At 72.7% G+C, this 23,802-nt stretch carries 18 protein-coding genes; 10 read left to right on the top strand and 8 right to left on the bottom strand.

Going from position 1 to position 23,802, the window contains the following annotated elements:
* Position 1 precedes the first annotated feature (1 nt).
* From HDG69_RS00775 to HDG69_RS00765, 3 genes are all read right to left on the bottom strand, one after another.
* Complete coding sequence (locus HDG69_RS00775; RefSeq protein ID WP_171781883.1) at positions 2-679, bottom strand: response regulator; 678 nt, start codon at positions 677-679, stop codon at positions 2-4.
* 75 nt (positions 680-754) lie between these two features.
* On the bottom strand, positions 755-1,672 hold the full coding sequence (locus HDG69_RS00770; RefSeq protein WP_171781882.1) for an alpha/beta hydrolase: 918 nt from the start codon (positions 1,670-1,672) through the stop codon (positions 755-757).
* Positions 1,673-1,784: 112 nt separating this feature from the next.
* Positions 1,785-2,450, bottom strand: a complete 666-nt coding sequence (locus tag HDG69_RS00765) for a pentapeptide repeat-containing protein (protein WP_171781881.1) — start codon at positions 2,448-2,450, stop codon at positions 1,785-1,787.
* 93 nt (positions 2,451-2,543) lie between these two features.
* Here HDG69_RS00765 and HDG69_RS00760 point away from each other — a divergent pair, with 93 nt between their 5' ends.
* The 6 genes from HDG69_RS00760 to HDG69_RS00735 all read left to right on the top strand — a co-directional run bounded on the left by HDG69_RS00760 (position 2,544) and on the right by HDG69_RS00735 (position 11,044).
* Positions 2,544-2,957 (top strand): MerR family transcriptional regulator, encoded by a 414-nt coding sequence (locus HDG69_RS00760; RefSeq protein WP_171781880.1) that lies wholly within the window; start codon positions 2,544-2,546, stop codon positions 2,955-2,957.
* Positions 2,954-4,549 (top strand): peptide chain release factor 3, encoded by a 1,596-nt coding sequence (locus tag HDG69_RS00755; protein WP_171781879.1) that lies wholly within the window; start codon positions 2,954-2,956, stop codon positions 4,547-4,549. Before HDG69_RS00760 ends, HDG69_RS00755 begins: the two co-directional genes overlap by 4 nt.
* Before the next feature lie 106 nt (positions 4,550-4,655).
* A complete protein-coding gene (locus HDG69_RS00750) occupies positions 4,656-5,876 on the top strand; it encodes an MFS transporter (protein ID WP_171781878.1) in 1,221 nt (406 codons plus the stop codon).
* Positions 5,877-6,068: 192 nt separating this feature from the next.
* Positions 6,069-7,622, top strand: coding sequence for a SulP family inorganic anion transporter (locus tag HDG69_RS00745; protein ID WP_171783107.1), 1,554 nt, complete (start codon positions 6,069-6,071; stop codon positions 7,620-7,622).
* 109 nt (positions 7,623-7,731) lie between these two features.
* Positions 7,732-9,417 carry a ribonuclease J gene (locus tag HDG69_RS00740; protein ID WP_171781877.1) on the top strand — a complete coding sequence of 562 codons (1,686 nt, stop codon included), beginning with the start codon at positions 7,732-7,734 and terminating at the stop codon, positions 9,415-9,417.
* Between the two features lie 181 nt (positions 9,418-9,598).
* A complete protein-coding gene (locus HDG69_RS00735) occupies positions 9,599-11,044 on the top strand; it encodes a family 43 glycosylhydrolase (protein ID WP_343036190.1) in 1,446 nt (481 codons plus the stop codon).
* A gap of 5 nt (positions 11,045-11,049) precedes the next feature.
* On the opposite strand, the gene HDG69_RS00730 is transcribed toward HDG69_RS00735, so the two are convergent.
* Entirely contained in the window at positions 11,050-13,452 is a 2,403-nt protein-coding gene (locus HDG69_RS00730) for a beta-L-arabinofuranosidase domain-containing protein (protein WP_171781875.1), read from the bottom strand.
* A gap of 104 nt (positions 13,453-13,556) precedes the next feature.
* Between HDG69_RS00730 and HDG69_RS00725 the strand changes: the two genes are divergently transcribed.
* A complete protein-coding gene (locus tag HDG69_RS00725; protein WP_216645126.1) occupies positions 13,557-14,393 on the top strand; it encodes a Cof-type HAD-IIB family hydrolase in 837 nt (278 codons plus the stop codon).
* Between the two features lie 124 nt (positions 14,394-14,517).
* On the opposite strand, the gene HDG69_RS00720 is transcribed toward HDG69_RS00725, so the two are convergent.
* The gene (locus HDG69_RS00720; protein ID WP_171781873.1) at positions 14,518-14,781 is read right to left on the bottom strand and encodes a GlsB/YeaQ/YmgE family stress response membrane protein; all 264 of its coding nucleotides are present in this window, start codon (positions 14,779-14,781) and stop codon (positions 14,518-14,520) included.
* 101 nt (positions 14,782-14,882) lie between these two features.
* Between HDG69_RS00720 and HDG69_RS00715 the strand changes: the two genes are divergently transcribed.
* From HDG69_RS00715 to HDG69_RS00705, 3 genes are all read left to right on the top strand, one after another.
* The gene (locus HDG69_RS00715; protein WP_171781872.1) at positions 14,883-15,557 is read left to right on the top strand and encodes a DUF6226 family protein; all 675 of its coding nucleotides are present in this window, start codon (positions 14,883-14,885) and stop codon (positions 15,555-15,557) included.
* Positions 15,558-15,614: 57 nt separating this feature from the next.
* Positions 15,615-17,438: a Na+/H+ antiporter NhaA gene (gene nhaA / locus HDG69_RS00710; protein WP_171781871.1), complete on the top strand. Its 1,824-nt coding sequence runs from the start codon at positions 15,615-15,617 to the stop codon at positions 17,436-17,438.
* A 69-nt stretch (positions 17,439-17,507) separates the two neighbouring features.
* Entirely contained in the window at positions 17,508-18,653 is a 1,146-nt protein-coding gene (locus HDG69_RS00705; RefSeq protein WP_171781870.1) for a DNA glycosylase AlkZ-like family protein, read from the top strand.
* 25 nt (positions 18,654-18,678) lie between these two features.
* Here HDG69_RS00705 and HDG69_RS00700 read toward each other — a convergent pair whose 3' ends face one another.
* From HDG69_RS00700 to HDG69_RS00690, 3 genes are all read right to left on the bottom strand, one after another.
* Positions 18,679-19,134 (bottom strand): DUF2255 family protein, encoded by a 456-nt coding sequence (locus HDG69_RS00700; RefSeq protein WP_171781869.1) that lies wholly within the window; start codon positions 19,132-19,134, stop codon positions 18,679-18,681.
* A 222-nt stretch (positions 19,135-19,356) separates the two neighbouring features.
* On the bottom strand, positions 19,357-20,295 hold the full coding sequence (locus HDG69_RS00695) for a TIM barrel protein (RefSeq protein WP_171781868.1): 939 nt from the start codon (positions 20,293-20,295) through the stop codon (positions 19,357-19,359).
* A gap of 99 nt (positions 20,296-20,394) precedes the next feature.
* Positions 20,395-23,712: a PQQ-dependent sugar dehydrogenase gene (locus HDG69_RS00690; RefSeq protein WP_171781867.1), complete on the bottom strand. Its 3,318-nt coding sequence runs from the start codon at positions 23,710-23,712 to the stop codon at positions 20,395-20,397.
* Positions 23,713-23,802 lie beyond the last annotated feature (90 nt).

Below are 23,802 nucleotides of genomic sequence, written 5' to 3'. Positions count from 1 at the left end.
CTCACTGCTGCCCGACGCGGTACCCGACGCCACGGACCGTCTCGACGACGGGCGGCTCACCGAGCTTGCGACGCAGGGAGGCGACGTGGACCTCGAGGGTGCGGCCGAGCCCCTTCCAGCTCGAGCCCCACACCTCCCGCAGGATGCGCTCGCGCGCCAGGACGGTACCCCGGTGCCGCACCAGCAGGGCCAGGAGGTCGTACTCCTTGCGGGTCAGGGAGACGACGGACCCCCCGGTGCGCCGGACCACCCGGGCCGCGAGGTCCACCTGGACCTCCCCCACGTCGATGCGCGCGACGTCGGCCCTGCCGTCCCACTCGCGCGACCTGCCCCGGCGCAGCACCGCGTCGATCCGGGCCAGCACCTCGCGGATGTCGTAGGGCTTGGTGACGTAGTCGTCGGCGCCGAGCTCCAGCCCGCGCACCCGCGACTCGAGCTGCGTGCGGGCCGTGACCATGATGATCGGGGTGTCCGAGACCTTGCGGATCCGCTGGCAGACCTCGAACCCGTCCATGTCCGGCAGGGCGAGGTCGAGCAGCACGAGGTCGGTGCGCGGGCTCAGGGCGTCGAGCGCGCTCGCACCGTCACCCGCCCGGATCACCTCGTACCCGTGCTTGCTCAGCACGGAGACGAGCGCACCGGCGACGTGCTCGTTGTCCTCCACGACCAGCAGCTGCACGGTCCGACGGTAGCCGAGCCGACGCCCGACCGATAGACAGGACCGCGTTCCGGACCGGCCCCGCAGCGGGTGAGATCAGGGCGTGAGCCCGGCCAGGAACCGCAGGCTGGCCGCGGTGATCTGCGCGCGGGCGTCGTCGTCCGAGATCGTGGCGACGCCGTCTCCCGGCTGCGGACCGTAGTCGCCGAACTGGGCGTGCGAGGCGCCCTCCACGACCGTGAAGTCGGTGCCGGGCGGCAGGTCTGCCCGGGAGGCCTCGATGTCGGCCGGCGTCGCCAGCCTGTCCCGGGTGCCGGAGACGGACGCCACCGTGGCGGTGAGCGAGCGGCTGACGTCGTCCGCGGGGTACGAGGCGTAGAGCAGCAGCCCGACGGCGGGGGCGGTCGCGGCGTCGTCGGCGTCGTCCGCCTGGATAGCGGCGACCGTGCCGCCGAGGGAGTGCCCGCCCACGACCCACTGCTCGACCTCGGGGTGCGCGCCCCGGGCCGCGTCGAACGCCCCGAGCGCGAGGAAGCCGATCCCGAGCGGCTGCTTGGCGACGACGACGGGGTGGCCGGCCTCGGCCAGGGGGCGCAGGACCGCGGCGTAGGCGCGCGGGTCGACCCGCGCGCCGGGCTGGAAGAACACCGCGGTGCCGGACGCCTCCCCGGCCGGGGCGAGGACGACCCGCGTGGCCGTCTCGGTCACCGTGACCGCGTCGTCGGAACGCATCGCCGCCAGCGCCGGCTCCACCGCCGTGAAGGGTCGCAGCCACCCGAGGACACCGATCCAGACGGCGGCCGCGACGACCAGGACGATCCCGCCGGCGCCTCGCCACCCCCGGCGCGGCGCGGCCGGCCGCCGCGACCGCCACAGGACGGCGAGGCTCACCAGGGCGGTCCCGCCGAGCAGCACCGCGTACGCCGGGTTCCCCTGCACGACGGCGCCCCACGCGGTCAGGGCGGCCCACGCCACCACCAGGAGCGCGGCCACCGCGACGACCCGGACGGCCACGGTGCGCAGGGCGGGGCGCCGGCGGTCGGTCGAGCCCTGTCGCCTGAACCTGCGTCTCCGCTCCGGGCGTGCGCCTCGTTCCTCGGCCCCCACCCTCCGCTGCGCCTTCGGCTCAGTCGACAACGTCGATCCCCAGGTTGGCGGCGAGGGCCGGGGCGAGCTGCCCGAGCTGCGCCGGGGTGATCGTGCTGCCGCGCAGGGCGTCCGTCCCGACCAGCTCGGTGAGCTCCGCGCCCCGCAGGTCCACGTCCTGCAGGCTGGAGGCCTGCACGTCGAGGCGGCGCACCCGGGTGCCCTCGAAGGAGACCCGGGTGGCCTGCGCCTGCACGAGGTCCAGCTCGTCGACGACGCAGTCGGTGAGCACGACGTCCCGCAGGGTGGCGCCGCGCAGGTTCACGAAGCCCAGCTTGCAGCCGACGAACCGGACGGACTGCCACGCCGACTCGTACAGCTCCGCCGAGCCGATGCGGGCGTCGTGCACCTCGACGTCGCGCCACCGGGTCCGCACGCCCTGCACGACGGGGACGTCCACCCGCGACAGCACCACCTCGGTGAGGGCGAGGTGGCGCAGGTCGGCCTCGGGGGCACGCAACCCGTCGAGGCGTGAGCCGTCGGCCCGGGCGCCGCGCAGCTCCACCCGGTCGAGCCGGACGTCGGTGAGCTCGACGCCGTCGAGGTCGGCGCCCGGGACGAGGTCCGACGCCGCCCCCGGTCTCAGGTCGTCCAGGACGACGGGGTCCACGACGGGGCGGGAGGGCTGTCTCAGGCGCGGGGGCACGCCCACACCTTAGGCGGCGGACCGACAGGGGCGCTGCCGGCGGACCTCCACACCCTCCCGCGGCGGTAGGGTAGACCGGTCGAACGGAGAGTCATGGGCCTGAACCACAAGCAGATCGGTGAGGTGGCGGAGCGCACCGGTCTCTCGCTGCGCACGATCCGCTACTACGAGGAGGTCGGCCTCGTCATCCCGTCCGCGCGCTCGCACGGCGGTTTCCGTCTCTACACCGAGTCGGACATCGCCCGGCTCATGCTCGTCAAGCGCATGAAGCCGCTGGACTTCTCCCTCGACGAGATGCGCGAGCTGCTCGCCGGTCTCGACGATCTCGAGCAGGACGGCCTCGAGCCCGACCGCCGCGAGGAGATCCTCGGACGGCTCGCGATGTTCGAGGCCGCCGCCGAGGAACGCTGCCGGAGCCTGCGCGAGCGGCTGGAGAGCGCCGAGGAGTTCGCCTCCGACCTGCGTCGTGAGATCCGCAGCCAGCGCCGGGCGGTGACGCCCCGATGACCGCGCTGACCTCCGAGAGCACCTCGGTCACCACGCAGGCCGCCCGCCGTCGCAGCATCGCCGTGATCTCCCACCCCGACGCCGGCAAGTCGACCCTCACCGAGGCCCTGGCCCTGCACGCCCACGCCATCGACCAGGCCGGGGCGGTGCACGGCAAGGGCAACCGGGCCGGCGTCGTCTCCGACTGGCTCGAGATGGAGCAGAAGCGCGGCATCTCGATCACCTCCGCGGCGCTGCAGTTCGTGTACCGCGACGTGGTGATCAACCTGCTCGACACCCCCGGGCACGCGGACTTCTCGGAGGACACCTACCGGGTGCTCACCGCCGTCGACGCCGCCGTGATGCTGCTCGACGCCGCCAAGGGCCTCGAGCCCCAGACCCTCAAGCTCTTCGAGGTCTGCCGGCGCCGCGGCGTGCCCGTCATCACGTTCGTCAACAAGTGGGACCGCCCCGGGCGCGAGGTCCTGGACCTCTGCGACGAGCTGGTCGAACGGATCGACCTGCGGCCCACCCCCGTGAACTGGCCCGTGGGCGAGGCCGGCCGGTTCGTGGGCCTGCTGGACCGCGAGGACGACCACGTGACGACCTACCGTCGCGCCCCCGGCGGCGCGACGATCGCCGAGGAGCGCACCCTCGACGCGGAGCAGGCGGCCGCCGAGCTCGAGGCCGACTACACCGAGGCGGTCGAGGGCGCCGGGCTGCTCGACGCCGTCGACCCCGAGACGTTCGCCAGCGGCGAGAGCACCCCGCTGCTCTTCGGCGCGGCCCTGGCCAACATCGGCGTCCGACGCCTCCTGGACGCCGTCGTCGACCTGGCGCCGGCCCCCGGCGCCCGGCCCACCGTCGACGGCGGCGCACGCCCGGTCGACGCCCCCTTCAGCGGGTTCGTCTTCAAGATGCAGGCCGGCATGGACCCGAAGCACCGTGACCACGTCGCCTACCTGCGAGTGTGCTCCGGCCGGTTCGAGCGCGGCATGACGGTGGTCCACGAGCGCACGAAGCGTCCGTTCGCCACCAAGTACGCGCTGTCGGTCTTCGGCCGGGAGCGCTCGACGGTCGAGGACGCCTACCCGGGCGACGTCGTCGGGCTGGTGAACGCCGGCGCCCTCGCCGTCGGCGACACGGTGTACGAGCCCGAGGGGCCCGCCGTGCGGTTCCCCCCGATGCCGGCGTTCGAGCCCGAGCACTTCGCCGTGGCCCGCGCCACCGACCCCGGAAAGTCCAAGCAGTTCCGCAAGGGCATGGCCCAGCTGGAGCAGGAGGGCGTGGTCCAGGTGCTGGTCTCCGACCTGCGCGGAGACGCCAGCCCGGTGCTGGCCGCCGTCGGTCCGCTGCAGTTCGAGGTGGCGAGCTTCCGCATGGAGCACGAGTTCTCCGCCCCGATGACCCTCGAGACGCTCCCCCTGTCGGTCGCGCGCCACATCGAGCCCGACGACGCCCCGGCCGTGGCGAGCTACACGGGCGCGGAGGTCGCCCGTCGTCGCGACGGGGAACGCCTCGCCCTGCTGCGCGACGTGTGGCACGCCCGCGCCTTCGAGCGTTCCCACCCGGACGTCGCCCTCGTGCCGCTCGTCGGCGGCGGCGACGCCTGACCCGCCCGGAGCCCTCCTGAGATCACGTCCCACCCGCCCGGGCCCGCTGTCCCCGGGCGGGTTCTACGGCTGGCACGTCGCCGCGTACGCCGCGCTCGCCCTGGCCATGACCGGCCCCGGGCAGACCGTCGGTATCTCGCTGTTCATCGACCCGCTGATCGCCGAGCTCGGGATGTCCCGCTCGGCGGTCTCGACCGCCTACCTGATCGGCACGCTCGCCGGAGCGGTGGCCCTGCCGTGGATCGGCCGGGCCGTCGACCGCTTCGGCGTCCGGCGCACCATGGCGGTGGTGGGCCTCGTGTTCGGTGGCGTCCTCGTCGCCCTGTCCGTCGTCAGCTCGATCGTCGGCCTCACCGCCGGGTTCGTCGGTGTCCGGATGGCCGGCCAGGGAGCGCTCGGCCTCACCGCGACGACCGTGGTGGCCCTGTGGTTCGACCGTCGGCGCGGCCTGGCGACGGGCATGGTCTCCGCCGTCGGCGCCGTCGGCATCTCCCTGACCCCGCTGCTTCTCGAGGGACTGATCGCGCAGCACGGCTGGCGCACGGCCTGGCTGATCGAAGGGCTCGCCGTGTGGGCCGTCGTGCTGCCCCTGGCCCTGTTCGCGCTGCGCGACCGCCCCGAGCGACTGGGCCAGCGCCCCGACGGCGCCGCCCCGCCCGCCGACGGGAGCGCTCCCCCGCGCCCCGGGGGCCTGACCCGGTCACAGGTCGTCCGCCATCCGGCGTTCTGGCTGATCGCCGGGGCGGTCGCCGTCTCCGGCCTGCTCACCACGGCCGTCGCGTTCCACCAGATCAGCCTGCTCACCGCCCGCGGCCTCACCGCGGCCGAGGCAGCGGCGAACTTCGTCCCGCAGACGGTCGCCGGCCTGCTGGCCACCCTGGCCACCGGGTACCTCATCGACCGGTTCCCACCGCGCTGGATGACCGTCGCCTCGATGCTCTCGCTGGCCGCCGCCCTGGCGTGGGGCACCCAGGTGACACCGGGCTGGGGGGCGATCGTCTTCGGGGCGCTGCTCGGCATCGCCGCCAACACGATCCGCACGGTGGAGGCCGCGACCCTGCCGCGCTACTTCGGCACACGCCACATCGGCTCGATCCGCGGGCTCGTCGCCTCCATCAGCGTGGGAGGCACCGCGTGCGGCCCGCTGCTCTTCGCCGCGGTCTTCGACCAGGTCGGCACCTACGCCCCGGTGCTGCTGGCCAGCGCGATCGTCCCGGTCGCCATGGCGGTCTGGGCGGCCCTCGCTCCGGAGCCCGACCCCGACCTCCTCGACCCACCACCGGCCACCCCGCCGTCCAGCACTCGGGACGAGACAAACCTGCCTTGACGTTAGGGTAGAGTTCTGCACGGCTCGGCCCTCCGGTGTGCCCACGCCCACGGAGGGCCGACGCCACCCACCTCTTGCTCGTACGCAGCGTCGCGTGCCTCAGTCCTGTCCACACCGACCGAGTCCCGTGACCTGGTCCCGGGCGCACGCGCCCGCCGAACCGAAGGAAGCTGCGTGTCGAACGACTCCCGCATGCCCCTGCCCGATCCCGCGCCGACGCCCCAGCCGGTCTCCGGCGCGCCGGAGGCGAGCCAGACCTACTCCGTCATGGCAGCCCTGAAGTCGCCCCGCATCCTCAAGACGGAGGTCCTCGCCGGCCTCGTCGTCGCCCTGGCGCTCATCCCCGAGGCGATCGCCTTCTCGATCATCGCGGGCGTGGACCCCCGGATCGGCCTCTTCGCCTCGTTCACCATGGCGGTCTCCATCGCGTTCCTCGGCGGGCGTCCCGCCATGATCTCCGCGGCCACCGGGGCCATCGCCCTCGTCATCGCCCCGGTCGCCCGTGACTACGGCGTCGACTACTTCATCGCCACCGTCATCCTCGCGGGGGTGTTCCAGGTGGTGCTCGGCGTGCTCGGCGTGGCCAAGCTCATGCGCTTCATCCCGCGCTCGGTGATGGTCGGCTTCGTCAACGCCCTGGCGATCCTCATCTTCACCTCCCAGCTCCCGCACCTGTTCGGCGACAAGGTGAACGCCGGCAACCGGTGGTGGATCTACGCACTGGTGATCATCGGCCTGGTCATCATGGTGCTCCTGCCGCGCTGGACCAAGATCGTCCCGGCGCCCCTGGTCGCGATCGTGCTGCTGACCACCGCCACGGTGGTCGCGGCGCTGAACGTCCCCACCGTCGGTGACGAGGGCGACCTGCCCGAGTCGCTGCCGTCGCTGTTCGTCCCGGACGTCCCGTTCACCCTCGAGACGTTCCAGATCATCGCCCCGTTCGCCCTCGCCATGGCGCTGGTGGGCATCCTGGAGTCGCTGCTGACCGCCAAGCTGGTCGACGACGTCACCGATACCCACTCGAACAAGACGCGCGAGGCCTGGGGCCAGGGCGCCGCCAACGTCATCACCGGGTTCTTCGGCGGCATGGGCGGCTGCGCGATGATCGGCCAGACGATGATCAACGTCAAGGCCTCCGGGGCCCGTACCCGGATCTCGACGTTCCTCGCCGGCGTCTTCCTGCTGATCCTGGTGGTCGGGCTCGGGGACGTCGTCGCCGTCATCCCCATGGCCGCCCTCGTCGCCGTCATGATCATGGTGTCCGTCGGCACCTTCGACTGGCACTCCGTGCGGCTCGACACCCTGCGCCGCATGCCCAAGTCGGAGACCGCGGTGATGCTCTCGACGGTGATCGTCACCGTCTGGACCCACAACCTGGCGTACGGCGTCGGCGTCGGCGTGCTCGTCGCGATGGTGCTCTTCGCCAACCGCGTGGCACACTTCACCACCGTGACCCGTCTCGATGCCTCCGACGAGGACGACCAGCGGGTCTACGCTGTGGAGGGCGAGCTGTTCTTCGCCTCCTCGAACGACCTGGTCTACCAGTTCGACTACTCGGGCGACCCGCGCAACATCGTCATCGACATGACCAAGGCCCACGTGTGGGACGCATCGACGGTCGCCAGCCTCGACGCCGTTCGCACCAAGTACGAGGCCAGGGGCAAGTCGGTCACGATCGTCGGAGCCAACGCGGACACCATGGCGCGGCTCGACCTGCTCGCCGGACGGCTCGGCGGGGGACACTGATCTCAGGACACCTCTCACGAGGGTCCGCACCACACCGGTCCGTCGCGGCGCGCACGCCGCGACGCGGCGGACCGGACCATCGACACGGACCACCGTGCGGAAGGACGACATGCACACTGCGCCCCGCGACCTCGGCCGCCCCCCTCGACTCGCGCGAGGTGCCCTGCGCATCACGCCACTGGGCGGCATCGGGGAGATCGGCCGCAACATGACGGTCTTCGAGCAGGACGGCCGCCTCCTCGTCATCGACTGCGGCGTGCTGTTCCCCGAGGACCACCAGCCCGGCGTGGACGTCATCCTGCCGGACTTCACGAGCATCGCCGACCGGATGGACGACATCGAGGCGATCGTGCTGACGCACGGCCACGAGGACCACATCGGCGGCGTGCCCTACCTGCTCAAGCACCGCCCGGACATCCCCGTCGTCGGGTCCGAGCTGACACTGGCGTTCATCGACGCCAAGCTCAAGGAGCACGGCATCAAGCCGGTGCTGCGCCGCGTCGAGGCGACCGAGAAGTACAGCGCCGGCCCGTTCGACCTCGAGTTCATCGCGGTCAACCACTCCATCCCGGACGGGCTGGCCGTGGTGGTCCGCACCAAGGCGGGAACCCTGCTCCACACGGGCGACTTCCGGATGGACCAGTTCCCGCTCGACGGTCGGCTCACCGACCTGCGGGCCTTCGGGCGCCTCGGTGACGAGGGCCTGGACCTGCTGCTGGTCGACTCGACCAACGCCGAGGTCCCCGGCTTCACGATCTCCGAGAGCGACCTGGTCCCCGCGATCGAGCAGGTCTTCGCCACCACGCCGGGACGCGTCATCGTCTCCAGCTTCGCCAGCCACGTGCACCGCATCCAGCAGGTGCTGGACGCCTCGCACGCCCGGGGACGCAAGGTGGCCTTCGTGGGCCGGTCGATGATCCGCAACATGCGGATCGCCCGGGACCTGGGGTACCTCACCGTGCCGCGCGGCCTGGTGATCGACTACAAGAAGACCCGTGGCATGGCCCCCGAGACGGTCACCCTGATCTGCACGGGGTCGCAGGGCGAGCCGATGGCCGCCCTGTCCCGGATGGCCAACGAGTCCCACGAGGTCCGCGTCAGCGAGGGTGACACGGTGCTGCTCGCCAGCTCGCTCATCCCGGGCAACGAGAACGCGATCTACGGGATCATCAACAAGCTCACCGACCTGGGGGCCAACGTGGTGCACAAGGGCAACGCCCGGGTGCACGTCTCGGGCCACGCCAGCGCCGGCGAGCTCGTCTACTGCTACAACATCCTCAAGCCCCGCAACGTCATGCCGGTGCACGGCGAGCCCAAGCACCTGCACGCCAACGGTGCCCTCGCCGAGAAGACCGGCGTGAACCCGGACCAGGTCCTCATCACGCGCGACGGCGCCGTCGTCGACCTCAAGGACGGCACGGCCAAGATCGTCGGGCAGGTGCAGGCGGACCTCGTCTACGTCGACGGCCAGACCGTGGGCCACGCCACCGAGGAGACCCTGGCCGAGCGCCGCCAGCTCAGCGCGGGCGGGGTGCTGACGGTCCTCGTCCTGCTCAAGCCGGGCACTACCGAGCTCGCCGAGCCGCCGGAGTACCTGCACCGCGGGTTCGTGCAGAGCCCCGAGAGCCTCGAGGCGGCGACCAACGCGCTGAAGAAGGCGCTCGTGGATGCTGCCGAGCGCGGCATCACCGAGGGCGAGGAGCTGGAGAAGCGGCTCGCGGGCGCCGTCGGGCGGTCCCTGGCCCGCACCTCGCGTCGCGAGCCGGTCGTCATCGCCCTGGTGCTCGACGCCTGACCCTCCGCGTCGGCCGAACATCCAGGTCCGGCCCGGCATGGCACCCCATGTCGGGCCTGACCTGGATGTTCGGCGTTCTGGGATGTTGCCCCGGGGTACTTGCCACCCCATCTACAACGATGGAATACTCGGTCGAGCTCATGTGAGCGCTCACAACGCACCCTCAACGTGGAGGAGTCCCGTGACAGCACGATCGAGCACCATCCCCGACATCCGCCCCCGCGCCCTGCTGACCCTCCTGGTCGCCGCAGCGCTCGTCCTCGCCCAGTCGCTCGCGGCGCCGGCGCGCGCCGCCACCGTCGACACCGGCACCTGGTACGTCCTGACCAACGTGCACAGCGGCAAGGCCATGGACGTCTACGAGACCTCGACCGCCGACGGCGCCCGGATCGGCCAGTGGTCCCGCAACGACGGCGCCTGGCAGCAGTGGCGCTTCCTCGACTCCGGGGACGGCTGGTACCGGCTCCAGTCCCGGCACAGCGGCAAGGTCGTGGACGTCTCCGGACGCTCCACCGCCGACGGCGCCGACGGCGTGCAGTGGCGCGACACCGGGGCCGCGAACCAGCAGTTCCGCCTCGCCGACTCCCCGGGCGGGGCGGTCCGGCTGATCAACCGCCACAGCGGCAAGGCGCTGGAGGTGTGGGAGTGGTCGACCGCCGACGGCGCCCGCGTCTCGCAGTTCAGCGACACCGGCGGGGCGAACCAGCAGTGGCGGCTCACCCCCGTCGAGGCAGGGACCCCCGCGAGCTACCCGGGACCGGGTCCCGTCACCGGGAACACCGGCCTGCACGACCCCGAGGTCGTCCAACGACCAGGCGGCGGATACCTCGTCGCCAGCACCGGTCCGGGCGTGCCCCTCAAGACGTCCGCCGACCGCACCCACTGGACCGACGCCGGCTCGGCGTTCCCCGGCGGCACCCCGTGGGCCGACCCGTACACGGACGGCAGCACCCACCTGTGGGCCCCGGAGATCCACCACGCGAACGGCCAGTACTACCTCTGGTACTCGGCCTCGACGTTCGGCTCGAACCGGTCGGCCATCTTCCTGGCGACCAGCCCCACCGGCGCCTCCGGCTCCTGGACCCACCGCGGCCTGGTCGTCGAGTCCTTCCCGACGAACGACTTCAACGCCATCGACCCGGCCCTCGTGGTCGACGAGAACGGCGCCTGGTGGATGAGCTTCGGTTCCTTCTGGTCGGGCATCAAGATGATCCGCCTCGACCCGAGCACCGGACTGCGGTCGGGCACCGCCTTCCACTCCCTGGCCAGTCGCGGCGGCGGGGCGATCGAGGCGCCGACGATCCACCGGGCCAACGGGTACTACTACCTGTACACGTCGTTCGACTCCTGCTGCCAGGGGGCCGACAGCACCTACCGGATCATGGTGGGACGCTCGACGTCGGTCACCGGACCGTACGTCGACCGGGCCGGGGTGCCTCTCATGGACGGCGGCGGCACCCAGATCCTGGGCAGCCACGGCTCGATCCACGGGCCGGGACACCAGACCGTCTTCAGCGACACCGACGCCGACGTGCTGATGTACCACTACTACACGGGCTCGGGTGCCTCGCTGCTGGGCATCAACCTGCTCGGCTACGACGGTGACGGCTGGCCGTACGTGTACTGAGGCCGTCAGCCGCGCCGGACGGTCCGCACCCCGTAGACGACCGGGAGCGGGCCGTCCGGCGCGGCGAAGCGCACGGTGACCGTGCCCTCGCCCGCGGGGAGCGGCACGATTCTCTCGACGAACCCGTCGACGTCCGCGCCGTCGCCGGCGACCTCCAGCACGGTGACCAGGTCCTGACCGGCGCCCGTCACCGACACCTCGGCCCGACGACCGGCGTCGTCCCGGTGGTGGGTGACCACCAGGTCGGTGCCGGCCGGCTCGACGGCCAGGTCCACCGAGAACCAGCCACCCTGCGCCGCTCCCCGTCCGGTGCGACCGGCGTGGGTGCGCACGTCCGAGCGCTCCGTGCGCACGTTCTTCGCGTTCTCGAAGTTGTTGCCGTCGAACGTCGTCAGCTCGTCCACGGTGGCGGCCGCGCGGGCCTGCTCGGCCTCGGCCCGCTCGGCACGGGCGAGGGCCTGCGGCGAACCGGCCTCCTCGACGTGCACGTAGATCGCGTACCGCTCGTCCCACCGCAGGCGGTGCGGCGCCCACTCCAGGTGGTCGGCGTCGAGCGTGCCCCGCAGCGCGAAGCGGGCCGAGCCGTCGTCGGCGTCGGGCAGCCGTTCCCAGGGGTCTGTCGCCAGGAACTCGTCGACCGGGGTGCCGGCCGGCGTCGTCACGACCCCCTGGGCGGCCGGGTCGTGGTCGGAGATGCGCACCAGGATGCCGGTCGGTTCGCCGGCGTCCGTGTCGGCCGGCCCCAGACCGGCCGAGAGCGCCTCGGGGCCGTGGCGGAAGGCGACGAAGCCCGGGTCGTCCGGCGTCGGGTGCGCCGTCACCCGGGCGGGCAGGCGGTAGCGCAGGATGGAACCCTCCGTGAACCCGGGGACGACGGCGTGCCCGCCGTCGCGCTCGATCGCCACCGGCCGGCCGTCCACCTCGAGGGACGGCTCGCCGGCCCACCCGGGCAGGCGCAGCCGCAGCGTGACCGGCTCCGGCGGCGCGGCAGGGTCGACCGCCTCGCCCCGCAGCGTCACCGTGTCCGACGCCGGCACGTCGCCCTCCTGGACGATGCGGAGCCCGTCGTGGGTGAGCGCCGAGGCGTGGAACCCGTCGACGGTCACGACGGGGGCGCCGTCGTGGACCGCGTACAGGGTGCGGCCGAGGCTCGCGAAGCTCTCCATGCCGGTGCCCGTGCAGCACCAGAACTCTGTGTCGGGGGTGTGGACCACCTTGTGGTAACCCGGCGCCATCGCGTTGAAGTAGGTGGTGGTCCCCCGCTCGGGGTGCTGAGAGGCGAGCACGTGGCTGCGCAGGGCGAGCTCGTCGTAGTCGGCGTAGCGGTAGTCTCCGCTCAGCTCGTACAGCCCGCGGGCGAGACGTCGCATGTTGTACGTGTTGCAGGTCTCGGCAGTCTCCGCGTTGCCCCGCACGCCCTGACGGGCCGCCCGCTCGGACAGCGTGCCCGGTGCGTGGAAGTGCTCGGCCTGGCTGTTCGCCCCGGTCACGTACGTGTGGTCGCGCAGGACGATGTCGAAGAACTGCTCGGCGGCCCGCCGGTACGTGCCGAGGTCGGCCCGCTGCTCGGCGGTCAGGCCCACCTGCGTCTCAGGTCGCTCGGTGAGCACCCGGTAGCGGGCGAGAGCCCCGAGCAGCTTGGGGATGGTGGTGTTGGCGTGCCGGCCCGGCAGCACGTCGCGGCCGGCCGCCAGCTCCCGGAAGAGCTCCACCTCGTCGAAGGCCTCGGCAGCCTCGCGGAACCGGGGGTCCCCCGTCACGGCGAGGAGCCGGTAGAGCGCCTCGTTCATGCCGCCGTACTCGGTGCGGAGGAGCACCTCGGTGCTGGCCAGTGCCGCGACCCGACGGTGCACGGCCCGGCCGAAGCGGACCGCGACGCCGAGCGCGCGGGTCCCGAGCCGCCCCCCGAGGTACGCGTGGACGTCCAGCAGCCCGGCGAGCACCTTGTGCAGGTCGTACCAGGGCACCAGGACGTTCTCGTCGGAGTCCCCGGTGCCCTGGACCTGGTCCAGGACCGACTCACGGAAGGCCGAGACGTAGCCCGCCGAGCGGGGGTGCTCGGCGGCGTAGGCCTCCTGGCAGCGCTCGAGGCCGACCACCCCGGCCCGGACCTCGGCCCGCAGCGCCGCGGCCGAGGTCTCGTCGGTGCACGACGCCCAGGAGGCCGCGAGCGCCGACAGGTAGTGCCCCAGGGTGTGCCCGCGGAAGTTCACCGCGTCGCTGCGCTCCCAGCCGCCGTAGCCCTCGGGCGTGGTCGGTTCGAGGCCGGCGACGCGGTAGAACTCGTGCAGGAACCGCTCGGCGCTCAGGCTGAGCAGGTAGCCGCGACCACGATCGGTGGCGGCGACCAGACGCGGGTCGTCGAGCCGGACGTCGGCGAGCTCGGGGGTCCGCAGGACGGCGGTCATGAGGGCTCCTCTGCCCGGAGGTCGGGATCCCGGGCCCTCCGATGTTAGCGATCACACACGGACGGTCGTGCACGCGTCCCGGTGGCGGAACGATCATGGGACGCATGCGTGACCTCCCCCTCCCCCGCCCGAGCGAGATCCGACTCGTCGTGACCGACATGGACGGCACCCTGCTGGACCCCGCCGGCGAGGTGCCCGACGGCCTGTGGCCCCTGCTCGCACGGATGCACGACGCCGGCATCGCGTTCGTCCCGGCCTCGGGACGCCAGCACGCCACCATCGCGGCGTCCTTCCCGTCCGACACGACCCCAGGGCACGACGAGCTCGTGATCATCGCCGAGAACGGCACCCTCGTCACCCGTGGCGGCGTCGAGATCTCCTCCGAGACGCTCCCGGACGACGCCGTCGCCTCCGCCGTGCACGCCGTGCGCGGGCTGGGCAGCCGCCGCAACGGTGGTGCCGTGCTGGCCGGCAAGCGCGGCGCGTACGTCGAGCGCGGCGACCAGGACTTCGTCGACCACATCCGCACCTACTACCGGCGCCTCGAGGTCGTGGGCGACCTGCTCGCCGTCGACGACGAGGTGCTCAAGGTCGCCGTCTACGACGACCTCGACTCCGCCACCGGCACCCTGCCGGCGCTCGTGCACCTGCGCCCCGCCCACCAGGTCGTGGTGTCCAGCCCGCACTGGATCGACGTGATGCCCCTGGGCGTCGACAAGGGGCGCGGGCTGCGCCGGCTCCAGGCCGAGCTCAGCATCACCCCCGCGCAGACGATGGTGTTCGGCGACTACCTCAACGACGTCGAGATGCTCGACGCCGCGGACTGGTCCTACGCCATGGCCGGGGCGCACCCCGATGTGCTCGCGCGCGCCCGGTACACCGCCCCGAGCAACGCCGAGCACGGCGTCGTCCAGGTGCTCGCCGCGATGCTCGACGCCTGAGCGGGCGAGGCCGAGCACGAGCGCCACCAGTCCTTCCGGTCCGCCCCCTTGCGAGCTCGCCGTACGCGCCGTGTGGCGTTGACGCTAGCGCTCCGCACGACGCTGCGCGAGAGCAGCGGGCGGGTCAGCGACGGCGCGAGCTCCCGGCCACGATCGAGACCCCGACCGCGGCGAGCCCGATCTGCAGAGCCAGCTCGATCCAGTCGATCCCGCCGGTGTCCGCGACGCCGAGCAGGCTCGCCAACCAGGTGCCGATGAGCGCCGCCACGATACCGACCAGGATCGTGGCGATGATCGAGATGTTCTGCTTGCCCTTGAGGACCAGCCGCCCCAGGGCGCCGATGATCGCTCCGATGACGATCGCGGTGATGATGCCGCTGATGGTCATGACATTTCTCCCTCGTCGTCCCTTATCGTGCTGATGTCCCGACGAATGTAGGCCCGGACCCGGCTCGGCGCACGGCGAGGCGACCGCCCTATCCTCACGGCATGGACGATCTGGTGCGGCGCGTGACCGAGCGCTACGACCCGCTCGGGCTCCCCTCATGGCCCTCGCCGCGCCCGGACGGCGAGGAGGCCCGTGAGGAGGAGTACTCGCGGGTGAGCGACCCCGACCGCTACGGCATCGTCCACAGCCGGGGTCTCGCATGGGCCGACGTGCTGGGCGAGCTGCCCGGCATCACGGTGGAACGGCTCTGGGACGCGGACCTCGTCGGACCTGGACTGGTCGGGCGCTTCGACCGAGGGGTGCGGCTCACCTGCGACCGCCCCGGCACGCTGCCCGTGCTCCTGCTCGAAGGGGACGGCGGGCGTTTCGGGGAGCGCGGCCTGGTACCAGTCCTGCAGGTCAGCCTGCTGCGCCCGGAGCTGGAGGTCGCGCTCCTGCCCGACTGTGGCTGCGACGCCTGCGACCTCGGGTCCGAGGAGCTCCTCACCGCCCTCGACGACACCCTGACGGAGCTGCTCCGCGGACCGTACGTGATGCTCCGGGGCCTCGGCTCGTTCGCGTACTGGCACCCCGGGGGCGGTGGCGCGTCCGGGGACGAGAGAACCTTCGACGACCTGATGGCCCGCTGCCGCCGGCTGGCGTCCGGCGACGCGAGCGCGGTACCCGCCGGCGGCGAGGCCTGGGTCAACGCGCCGTGGTTCGACGACGCCGGGTAGACGCCGCGCCCTCGAACGCGGACAGTGGTGCCCTGCCCACCACCGGAGGTCCTGGACATGTCCCGCGCCTCGCTCGTCGAACGGCTGCGCACCGAACCGGGCGCCGCCGTGCTGCTCCTGGGCGTCACCGCGCTCGCACTGGTCTGGGCCAACTCCCCGCTGTCGAGCCTCTACGTGGACCTGTGGGAGACGCCCGTGGCCGTCGACATCGGCGACCTGAGGTTCGACATGGACCTGCACCACTGGGTCAACGACGGGCTGATGGTGCTGTTCTTCTTCGTCGTCGGCCTCGAGGTGCGCCAAGAGCTCTCGATCGGCTCGCTGCGCCGCCGCAGCCAACGCCTGGTCCCGCTCGTCGCCGGCACCGCCGGCGTCGCGGTCCCCGCCCTGGTCTACCTGGCGGTCGCCGGCCGGGAGGCGCCCGAGGGGTGGGGCGTCGTCGTCGGCACCGACACCGCGTTCCTGCTGGGCGTGCTCGCCCTGGTCGGCCCGGCGATGTCGAACCAGCTGCGCGTCTTCCTCCTCACCCTGTCCGTGGTGGACGACTTCCTCGCGGTGACGATCATCGGCGTCGTCTACTCCGACGAGGTACGCGTCGGGCCGCTGCTCGTCGCCCTCACCTGTCTGGGTGCGCTGTGGGCGCTGGGGCGCCTGCGCGAGTGGCGCAGCACGCCGTACGTGCTGATCGTCGTCGCGCTCTGGGGTGCGACCGTGCAGGCCGGCATCCACCCCTCGATCGCCGGGATGCTGGCCGGCCTCCTGGTGCCGGCCGCGCTCACCCGGCGTGACGACGTCGTGCGCACCAAGTCCCTCTACCGGGCCTACTGGCAGTCCCCCAGCGCCGGCGTGGCCCGCGACGTGCAGCACGGGCTCTCGCGCTCCATCTCGGTGAACCACCGCCTGCACCAGGCGCTGGGGTCCCCCGTGACCCTCGTCGTCGTGCCGCTCTTCGCCCTCGCCAACGCCGGCATCGACCTGCGCGGCGGCGCCCTGGCCGAGGCGCTCGGCTCGTCGGTCACGTGGGGCGTGGTCGCCGGGCTGGTCCTCGGCAAGCTGGTCGGGGTCGGTGTCGGCACCTGGGTGGCGCTCCGGCTACGGCTGGGCACCCTGCCCGACGGCGTGGGGCCCGGCAGCGTGCTGGGTGGCGCGGCCCTGTCGGGCATCGGGTTCACCGTCTCGCTGCTCGTCGTCGACCTGGCCTTCGACGACGCCGCGCACGCCCAGGCCGCCACCGTCGGCGTGCTGCTCGCCCTGATCGTCGCCTCGGTGGTGTCCTGGGGGCTCTTCGCCACGGCGCGGGTGCGCTGGGGCGAGGAGAGCGCGGACCTGCCCCTGGCGCTCGACCCGCCGGTCGACCCGCGTCACGACCACGTACGAGGCAACCTCGACGCCCCGCACACCGTCGTGGAGTACTTCGACTTCGAGTGCCCGTTCTGCGCGCGGACGACCGGGATGTGGCGCGACCTGCGCGACCATCTCGGCGACCGGATCCGGTACGTGGTCCGGCACCTGCCGCTGGACGACGTCCACCCGCACGCGCACCTGGCCGCCGTCGCGGCCGAGGCCGCGGACCGTCAGGGCAGGTTCTGGGAGATGCACGACCGGTTGTTCGCCCACCAGTCCGAGCTCGAGGCCGAGGACCTGCGCCGGCACGCCGCCGCGGTCGGGCTCGACCTGGACCAGTTCGACGCCGACCTCGGCGACGAGGCGCTGCACGCCCGTGTCCGGGACCATGCCGTCAGTGCCGCGGCCAGCGGCGCCCGCGGGACACCGACGTTCTTCCTGGACGGCACCCGGCACCTCGGACCCCACGACGCCGCGACGCTCATCGCCGCGCTGGAGGCCCTGGGCACCGACGGCCCGGCCGCCGAGCGGCCCTGACGGCGGGACCCGCGTGGCACCGTCGTCCCAGGTCTTGCCGGCCCGGCGGGCGGGCGCCATGCTCGGGGTGTGCGCCTGACCGACGCCGCGCTCGGTCGCGCGACCCTCGCCCGCCAGCTCCTGCTCGCCCGCGAGGAGGTGGCGGTGCCGGACGCGGTGCGGCGGGTCGGGGCGCTCCAGGCGCAGGAGCCGGCGTCGCCGTACCTCGCGCTCTGGAACCGGGTGGCGGGGTTCGACCCGGCCGAGCTCGACCGAGCCTTCGCCGACGGCGATGTCGTGCGCGCCACGCTGATGCGCATCACCCTGCACGCCGTCCACCGCGAGGACTGGGCACCGTTCCACCGCGCCGTCACCGACCCGTTGCGACGCTCGCGGCTGGGCGACCGGCGGTTCGCCCCGGCACGGCTCACGACGGCGGAGGCCGACGAGGTCCGTGACACGCTGCTGGCGTTCGCCGCCGAGCCGCGGACGCAGGACGAGATCCTCGCGGAGCTCGCCCGGGTCCTCGACGGCGAGCGCGCACCGGCGGCCTGGTTCGCGCTGCGCACCCTGGCACCCCTGCACCACGTGCCGACCGGGCCCCCGTGGTCCTACTCGCCACGGGCCCGCCGTTACCGGGCCGGAGCCCCGACCGCGCCCGACAGCGCCCCACCGGGCGACGACCCCGCCACCGTGCACCTGCTGCGGCGCTACCTCGCCGCGTTCGGGCCGGCGTCGGAGGCGGACTTCGCGCAGTTCACGATGCTGCGTCGGAGGTTCACCGGCCCCGCCGTCGCGGCCCTGCGCGACGAGCTCGTGGTCGTGGAGGGGCCGGGGGGCGCCGAGCTGCTCGACCTGCCCGATGCCCCTCGCCCGGACCCCGGCACGCCGGTCCCTCCGCGGCTCCTCGGCATGTGGGAGAGCATCGTGCTCGCGCACCGGGACCGGCGCCGCGTCATCGCCGACGAGCACCGGTCGCACGTCATCCGGCGCAACGGGGACACGCTGCCCACCGTGCTCGTGGACGGACGGGTGGTCGGTGTCTGGCGCGCCACGGCCGACGGCGTCGAGGCGGCGGCGTTCGAGCCGATCGCCCCGGGTGCGTGGTCCGCGCTGGAGACGGAGGCCGCGGCGTTGCGGGCGTTCCTGGCCGAGCGGGAGCCGGTCGTCTACGGGCGATACCGCCACTGGTGGGACAGGCTGCCGCGTGGCGACGTCCGGCGCCTCGCGGGCTGACCGGCCGGTCGGCGCTGCCGACGTCTCAGCAGCTCGGGCAGGGCACCCGGGTGGCCCGGGCACCGCGCGGCGCGCGCACCCGCTCCCACCAGGTCGCCGCCCTGTCCAGCAGCGGCACCGTGCGCTCCCACAGCGAGGGGCGCCGGGATCCGAGCCGGAAGGTCGCCGCCGCCGCGACGTCGGAGACCAGGGCCGAGACCTTCTCCGGGCCGCAACGTCCGTACTTGGCCCGGTAGGCGTCGTCGAGGACCGCATGGACCTCCGGCGCCACCTCGGCGAGCGTCACGTGGTGCACGCCGTCCGCGGTCCGTACACGCGCCCGTCCGCCGCCGAGCCCGAGCGCCTCCCCGCCGGGGCCGGGCCGCACGTAGAGCTCACGGCCCACGGACACGACCCAGGCCGGGGTGGCGGGACCGGCGTCGTTCGTGAGGAGCTGGGCGACGGGCAGGGCCGCGAGGGCGTCGAGTCCGGGGCGGGGCATGGGCATCTCCTCGCGGACGGCGGGCAGGGTGGTGCGGGACCGGGTGGGGTGGATGTGCGCTGTCCTTCGATCGGGGCTGGTGCTCGTCCGTTGGCAACCCGGTCACCGGAGGACGTATTCCACCCGCACGGACGACAGGAGGCCCTGACGGTCCTGCGGGACCGTCAGGGCCTCCTGATCCTGCTGCTCGCTACCTCCGGACCGTTGGGTCGGCGGACGTGGTCAGTACGTGACGCAGGTGAGGTAGTCGAAGCTCTCCTGGGCGAAGTCGGCGTTCGCCGGCGCGCCGTCCCGCTCGACCACGTAGTACTTCACGCTGCCGTGGGCCGCCTGCAGGATCGGCTCCCACTCGATGTCACCCTGGCCGACGTTGCCGGGGATGCCCCGGGCGTCGCCGTTCAGGTCGCCGTCCTTGATGTGGAGCAGCTCGATGCGCTTCTTGTGCTTCTTGATCAGGTCGACGACGTCCACGCCGGCGTCGGCGGCCCAGAACACGTCGAGCTGGAACGTGACGTACCGCGGGTCGGTGTTCTCGACGAGGATCTCCCACGCGCTCTTCGTCTCGCCCGTGGCGGGGTCGGTGTAGGTGGTCGTGAACTCCGACTGGTGGTTGTGGCCGAAGAACTTGCCCGTGCCGTTCTTCACCGAGCGCTCGCCGAGACGGTTCATCGTCTCGGCGGTGGCCAGCACGTTCTCGTAGCTGCCGATGCCCGGCGAGGCGAAGCCGCCCGAACCGACGTACTTCTGTCCGCGGTCCTTGGCGTCGGCCAGGGTCTGGTCGAAGGTCGCCTCGTCGGTGCTGCCGTGGGCCGTGGGGCTCTTCAGCTTGTACGACTTCAGCAGGTCGCGGTACTCCGAGGGCGAGTAGCTGCCGTAGGAGGCACCGAACGGCTCGACGTTCTTGTAGCCGATGTCGGCGAGCTCCTCGAGCAGCCCCTCGACGCCGATCTGGTTCTGCCACCCCCAGTAGGAGAAGAGCTGGATCGAGATCTTGCTGGCCGGGACGCCCCGCCCCGCGCACTGCGCGGCGGAGCTCGCCTTGTCGCTCGCCTTGTCGCTCGGCGCGGCGGTCGCCGACGTGGCGGTCGCGGCACCGCCGGCCAGCAGCGCGGCGGTGGCCGCACCAGCGGCCAGACGGCGGAGAATGGTCGTGCGCTTCACAGGAACCTCCTGGGTCGACTGCGACCTCTGTGTCGCAGGGTCTGACGGACGCCACACGTGGCGTCCTGGTGGGGCGCGGGACGCGCCCCACCAGGTGGATCAGCCGAGCTGGGTCGCGAGCGCCTCGGCGTCGCGGATCAGCACCTCCTCGTCGGTGGCGGCGGAGAACCGCTCGAGCGCGCGGAGCGCCTGGGCGACGCGACCCGCGTCGGCGTGCCGCTCGGCCTGGGTGAGCGCGGCATCGAGCCGTGCCACCTCCGGCCGGCTGAGGGAACCTTCGTCGGCGAGCCGCTGGACGTGGACGCCGAGGTCGGCGAACGAGGTGGTCACCGTGAACGTCACGGTCACCTCAGTCGTGTGCCCGGCCTCGTCCGTGGCGGTCGCGACGAGCTCGTGCTCGCCGAGATCGATCGACCACAGGTCGAGCGCGCCGGCCGCGACCGGCTCACCGTCGAGCGTGAGGCCCGACGACGCCACGCCCGACGTCGCGTCGGTCGCCTCGAGGTCGATCTCGAGGGTCTGCGACGAGCCCGGCTCGTCGCCGTCCTCGACGCCGCTCACCGCCACCTCGGGCGCCGTGGCGTCGATCGGCACGGTCACCGTCCCGACCTCGGAGACGTTGCCCCCGGTGTCGGTCGCGCGGTAGAGCACCTCGTGCACGCCGTCCTCCGAGAGGGTGACCGGCTGGAGCGCCCCCGTCCACGGGTGCCGCACGCTCTGCCAGGTCTCGCCGTCGTCGTACGAGACCTCGCCGTCGCCGACCTGGCCGTCGTCCGTCGCCGCGAGCCGCAGCGTGACCGGGCCGGTGTACCAGCCGTTCTCACCCGTCGGCTCGGCCGGGTCGAGCGTGGCCGTGACCTCCGGCGGGGTGACGTCGGTGACGCCCGGGCCGTCGAAGACCAGCGTGTCGAGCTCGACGCCGCCGGTGGAGGTGACGAACAGCTCGCCGGTGCCCTCGGGGAACGCGGTCACGTCCGCGGTCACCGTGGACCAGTCCGTGGAGTCCAGGTCCGCCGTGGCGAACGGCTCGGCGTCGGCCGCGCCCCAGCGCAGCTCGATGGTGCCGGTGCCCGCGCCGCGGACCTCGAGACCGTCGATCCCGGTGAAGTTCACCGGGTCCCAGGCGAGGTGGTCACCGGGGTCGAACGACGTGACCTTGGACAGGCCACCCGCCGTCGCGTCCTGGACGACCTCGACGCCCTGCAGGGTGTCGGCGTGCTGCGCCTCCTGGACGAACGTGTTGAGGACGAGGGAGACCTCGGCCTGTGCCGGCGGGATGTCGCCGTTGCCCTGGTCGGTGTAGGTCGCGACGACGACGCCGAACAGCTTCTCGGTCTCGCCGTGCTCCGGGGCGTCCACCGGCGTGGCCCAGGCACCGGAGCACCCGCTGCCGAGCACCTCGGGGTGGGCGTGGTCGTCGTGCCCGAGCCCGAACGTCCACGACAGGTTCGAGCACACCGTCTCGTCCCCGTCCTCGGGGTCGGTGGTGCTGAACGTGTACGGCACGGCGTCGCCCCACGCGAAGAACCCGCCGTCGGCCGGAGCCTCCGCGGTGAGCGTCGGCGCCATGTTGCCGACGGTGATCGCCCGCGACGTGAGGCCGAACCGCCCACCAGGGTCGGTGACCCGCAACCGGACCGTGTACTGGCCGAGCTCGGTGTAGGTGGTGGTGACCTCGACGCCGGTCTCGTCGAACGTGCCGTCACCGTTGAGGTCCCACTCGTAGGTGAGCGCCTCACCCTCGGGGTCGGTCGAGCCGGAGCCGTCCAGCGTCACGGTCAGGGGCGCCTCGGAGGAGGAGTCCTGGTCGACCGCGATCCGGGCGGTCGGGGTCTTGTTCCCCTCGGCGTAGTCGATGCGGTACAGACCCGCCTCCGGGTTCTGCCGGAAGAAGCCCTTGCCGTAGTCGAGCAGGTACATCGATCCGTCCGGGCCGAACTCCATGTCGATCGGACCGGAGGTCACCTCCTGGATGTTGGCGGTCAGCGCGGCGTTCGGCAGCACGTGCTCGACGTGCGTGACGGGGCCGTCCGGGTCCGGGACGGTCAGCGCGGCGAGGTAGTCCTGGGAGAACTCGTAGAAGAACGTCTTGCCGTCCCAGTACTCGGGCCACTGGGAGTCGGGGCCGTCCGGGTCGAAGTGGAAGGCCGGCCCGCCCATCGGACCCTGGCCACCCCGCGCCTCGAACTCCACGAACTCGTCGAACGGCTGGTCCCCCGGGTTGTCGCCGTAGTAGACCTGCGGTGCGGTCGCGGGCGGCAGGACCTCGAGACCGGTGTTCCACGTCGAGGTGTTCACGGCACCGGCGTCGCAGTCGAACCAGTCACCGGGAGTGGAGGTCGCGAAGTCCCAGTCGTTGTAGTTGGTGTTCGGTCCGTGGCAGAACGGCCAGCCGCCGTTGAGCGGCACCGTGGTGCTCTGCCACTCCACGTAGCCCATCGGTCCGCGGTCCGGGTCGGCGGTCCCCGCGTCCGGGCCGTACTCGCCCCAGCTCACCGCGCCGGTGACCTCGTCGACGTTCATGCGGAAGGGGTTGCGCAGGCCCATCGCGAAGATCTCGGGCCGCGTCGCCTCCGTCCCCGGCTCGAAGAGGTTGCCCTCGGGGATGGTGTAGCTGCCGTCCTCCTCGACGCTGATCCGCAGGATCGCGCCGCGCAGGTCGTTGGTGCTGCCGGCGCCGCGCCGGGCGTCGAAGCCGGGGTTCATGCGCGGTGCGTTGTTGTTCGGCGCGTACCCGTTGGCACCCGGTGTACCTGCCGGGGTGTTGTCCCCGGTGGCGAGGTACACGTTGCCGTCGGCGTCGAAGTCGATGTCTCCGCCGACGTGGCAGCACTGCCCGCGCTGCACCTCGACCTCGAGGATCTTCTGCTCGGTGCTCAGGTCGAGCGCACCGGCGTCGGCGTCCCACTGCGCGCGGGTGAGCTGGTTGTAGCCGAGCCACCGGTCCCAGTAGGACTCGTCCTCACCGGCCGGCAGCTGGTTGGGTGCGGAGCCGGTGGGCGTCGTGGTCGGGTAGGCGTCGCCCTCCATCACCCGCGGTGCGTAGAAGAGGTAGACCCAGCCGGTCTCCTCGAAGTCCGGAGCCAGGGCGAGGCCCTGCATGCCGTCCTCGGAGTTGGCGTACACGTCGATCGTGTTCGTCACGCGCGTGACGCCGGTCGACGGGTCGGTGTGCCGGATCTCGCCGGTGCGCGCGCTGTGGAGCACGCTGCCGTCCGGCATGACCGAGAGCCCGATGGGCTCGCCCACGTCCTTGGTGAGCAGGATCTTCTCGTAGTTCGACCAGTCGAGCGCCGCGTCGGCGCCCTCCTCCGCGCCGTGATCGACGCCGTCGTGGGCCGCGGCCACCGCTGGCAGTGCCAGCGCGAACACCGCCGCCAGCGCCACGGTGAACCGTGGACGTCTAGACTTGACCATCGCACTTCCCTTCTGTGGATGAGGTGCGTGAGTGCCCCGCCGTGCACCCCCGTCGCTGGCACGACGGAACCGGGTCCTGGCGGGGTTCCT

The organism is Isoptericola halotolerans, from assembly GCF_013149785.1.
GTDB lineage: Bacteria > Actinomycetota > Actinomycetes > Actinomycetales > Cellulomonadaceae > Isoptericola > Isoptericola halotolerans.
Note: the sequence above shows the minus strand (reverse complement) of the source record. Positions and strands in the feature narration are given on the sequence as shown.

Excerpts from the sequence above, each read along its gene's own strand:
- HDG69_RS00760 (WP_171781880.1), top strand. The coding sequence starts at position 2,544 with ATGGGCCTGAACCACAAGCAGATCGGTGAGGTGGCGGAGCGCACCGGT.
- HDG69_RS00755 (WP_171781879.1), top strand. The coding sequence starts at position 2,954 with ATGACCGCGCTGACCTCCGAGAGCACCTCGGTCACCACGCAGGCCGCC.
- HDG69_RS00750 (WP_171781878.1), top strand. The coding sequence starts at position 4,656 with ATGACCGGCCCCGGGCAGACCGTCGGTATCTCGCTGTTCATCGACCCG.
- HDG69_RS00745 (WP_171783107.1), top strand. The coding sequence starts at position 6,069 with ATGCCCCTGCCCGATCCCGCGCCGACGCCCCAGCCGGTCTCCGGCGCG.
- HDG69_RS00740 (WP_171781877.1), top strand. The coding sequence starts at position 7,732 with ATGCACACTGCGCCCCGCGACCTCGGCCGCCCCCCTCGACTCGCGCGA.
- HDG69_RS00730 (WP_171781875.1), bottom strand. The coding sequence starts at position 13,452 with ATGACCGCCGTCCTGCGGACCCCCGAGCTCGCCGACGTCCGGCTCGAC.
- HDG69_RS00725 (WP_216645126.1), top strand. The coding sequence starts at position 13,557 with ATGCGTGACCTCCCCCTCCCCCGCCCGAGCGAGATCCGACTCGTCGTG.
- HDG69_RS00720 (WP_171781873.1), bottom strand. The coding sequence starts at position 14,781 with ATGACCATCAGCGGCATCATCACCGCGATCGTCATCGGAGCGATCATC.
- HDG69_RS00715 (WP_171781872.1), top strand. The coding sequence starts at position 14,883 with ATGGACGATCTGGTGCGGCGCGTGACCGAGCGCTACGACCCGCTCGGG.
- nhaA (WP_171781871.1), top strand. The coding sequence starts at position 15,615 with ATGTCCCGCGCCTCGCTCGTCGAACGGCTGCGCACCGAACCGGGCGCC.
- HDG69_RS00700 (WP_171781869.1), bottom strand. The coding sequence starts at position 19,134 with ATGCCCCGCCCCGGACTCGACGCCCTCGCGGCCCTGCCCGTCGCCCAG.
- HDG69_RS00690 (WP_171781867.1), bottom strand. The coding sequence starts at position 23,712 with ATGGTCAAGTCTAGACGTCCACGGTTCACCGTGGCGCTGGCGGCGGTG.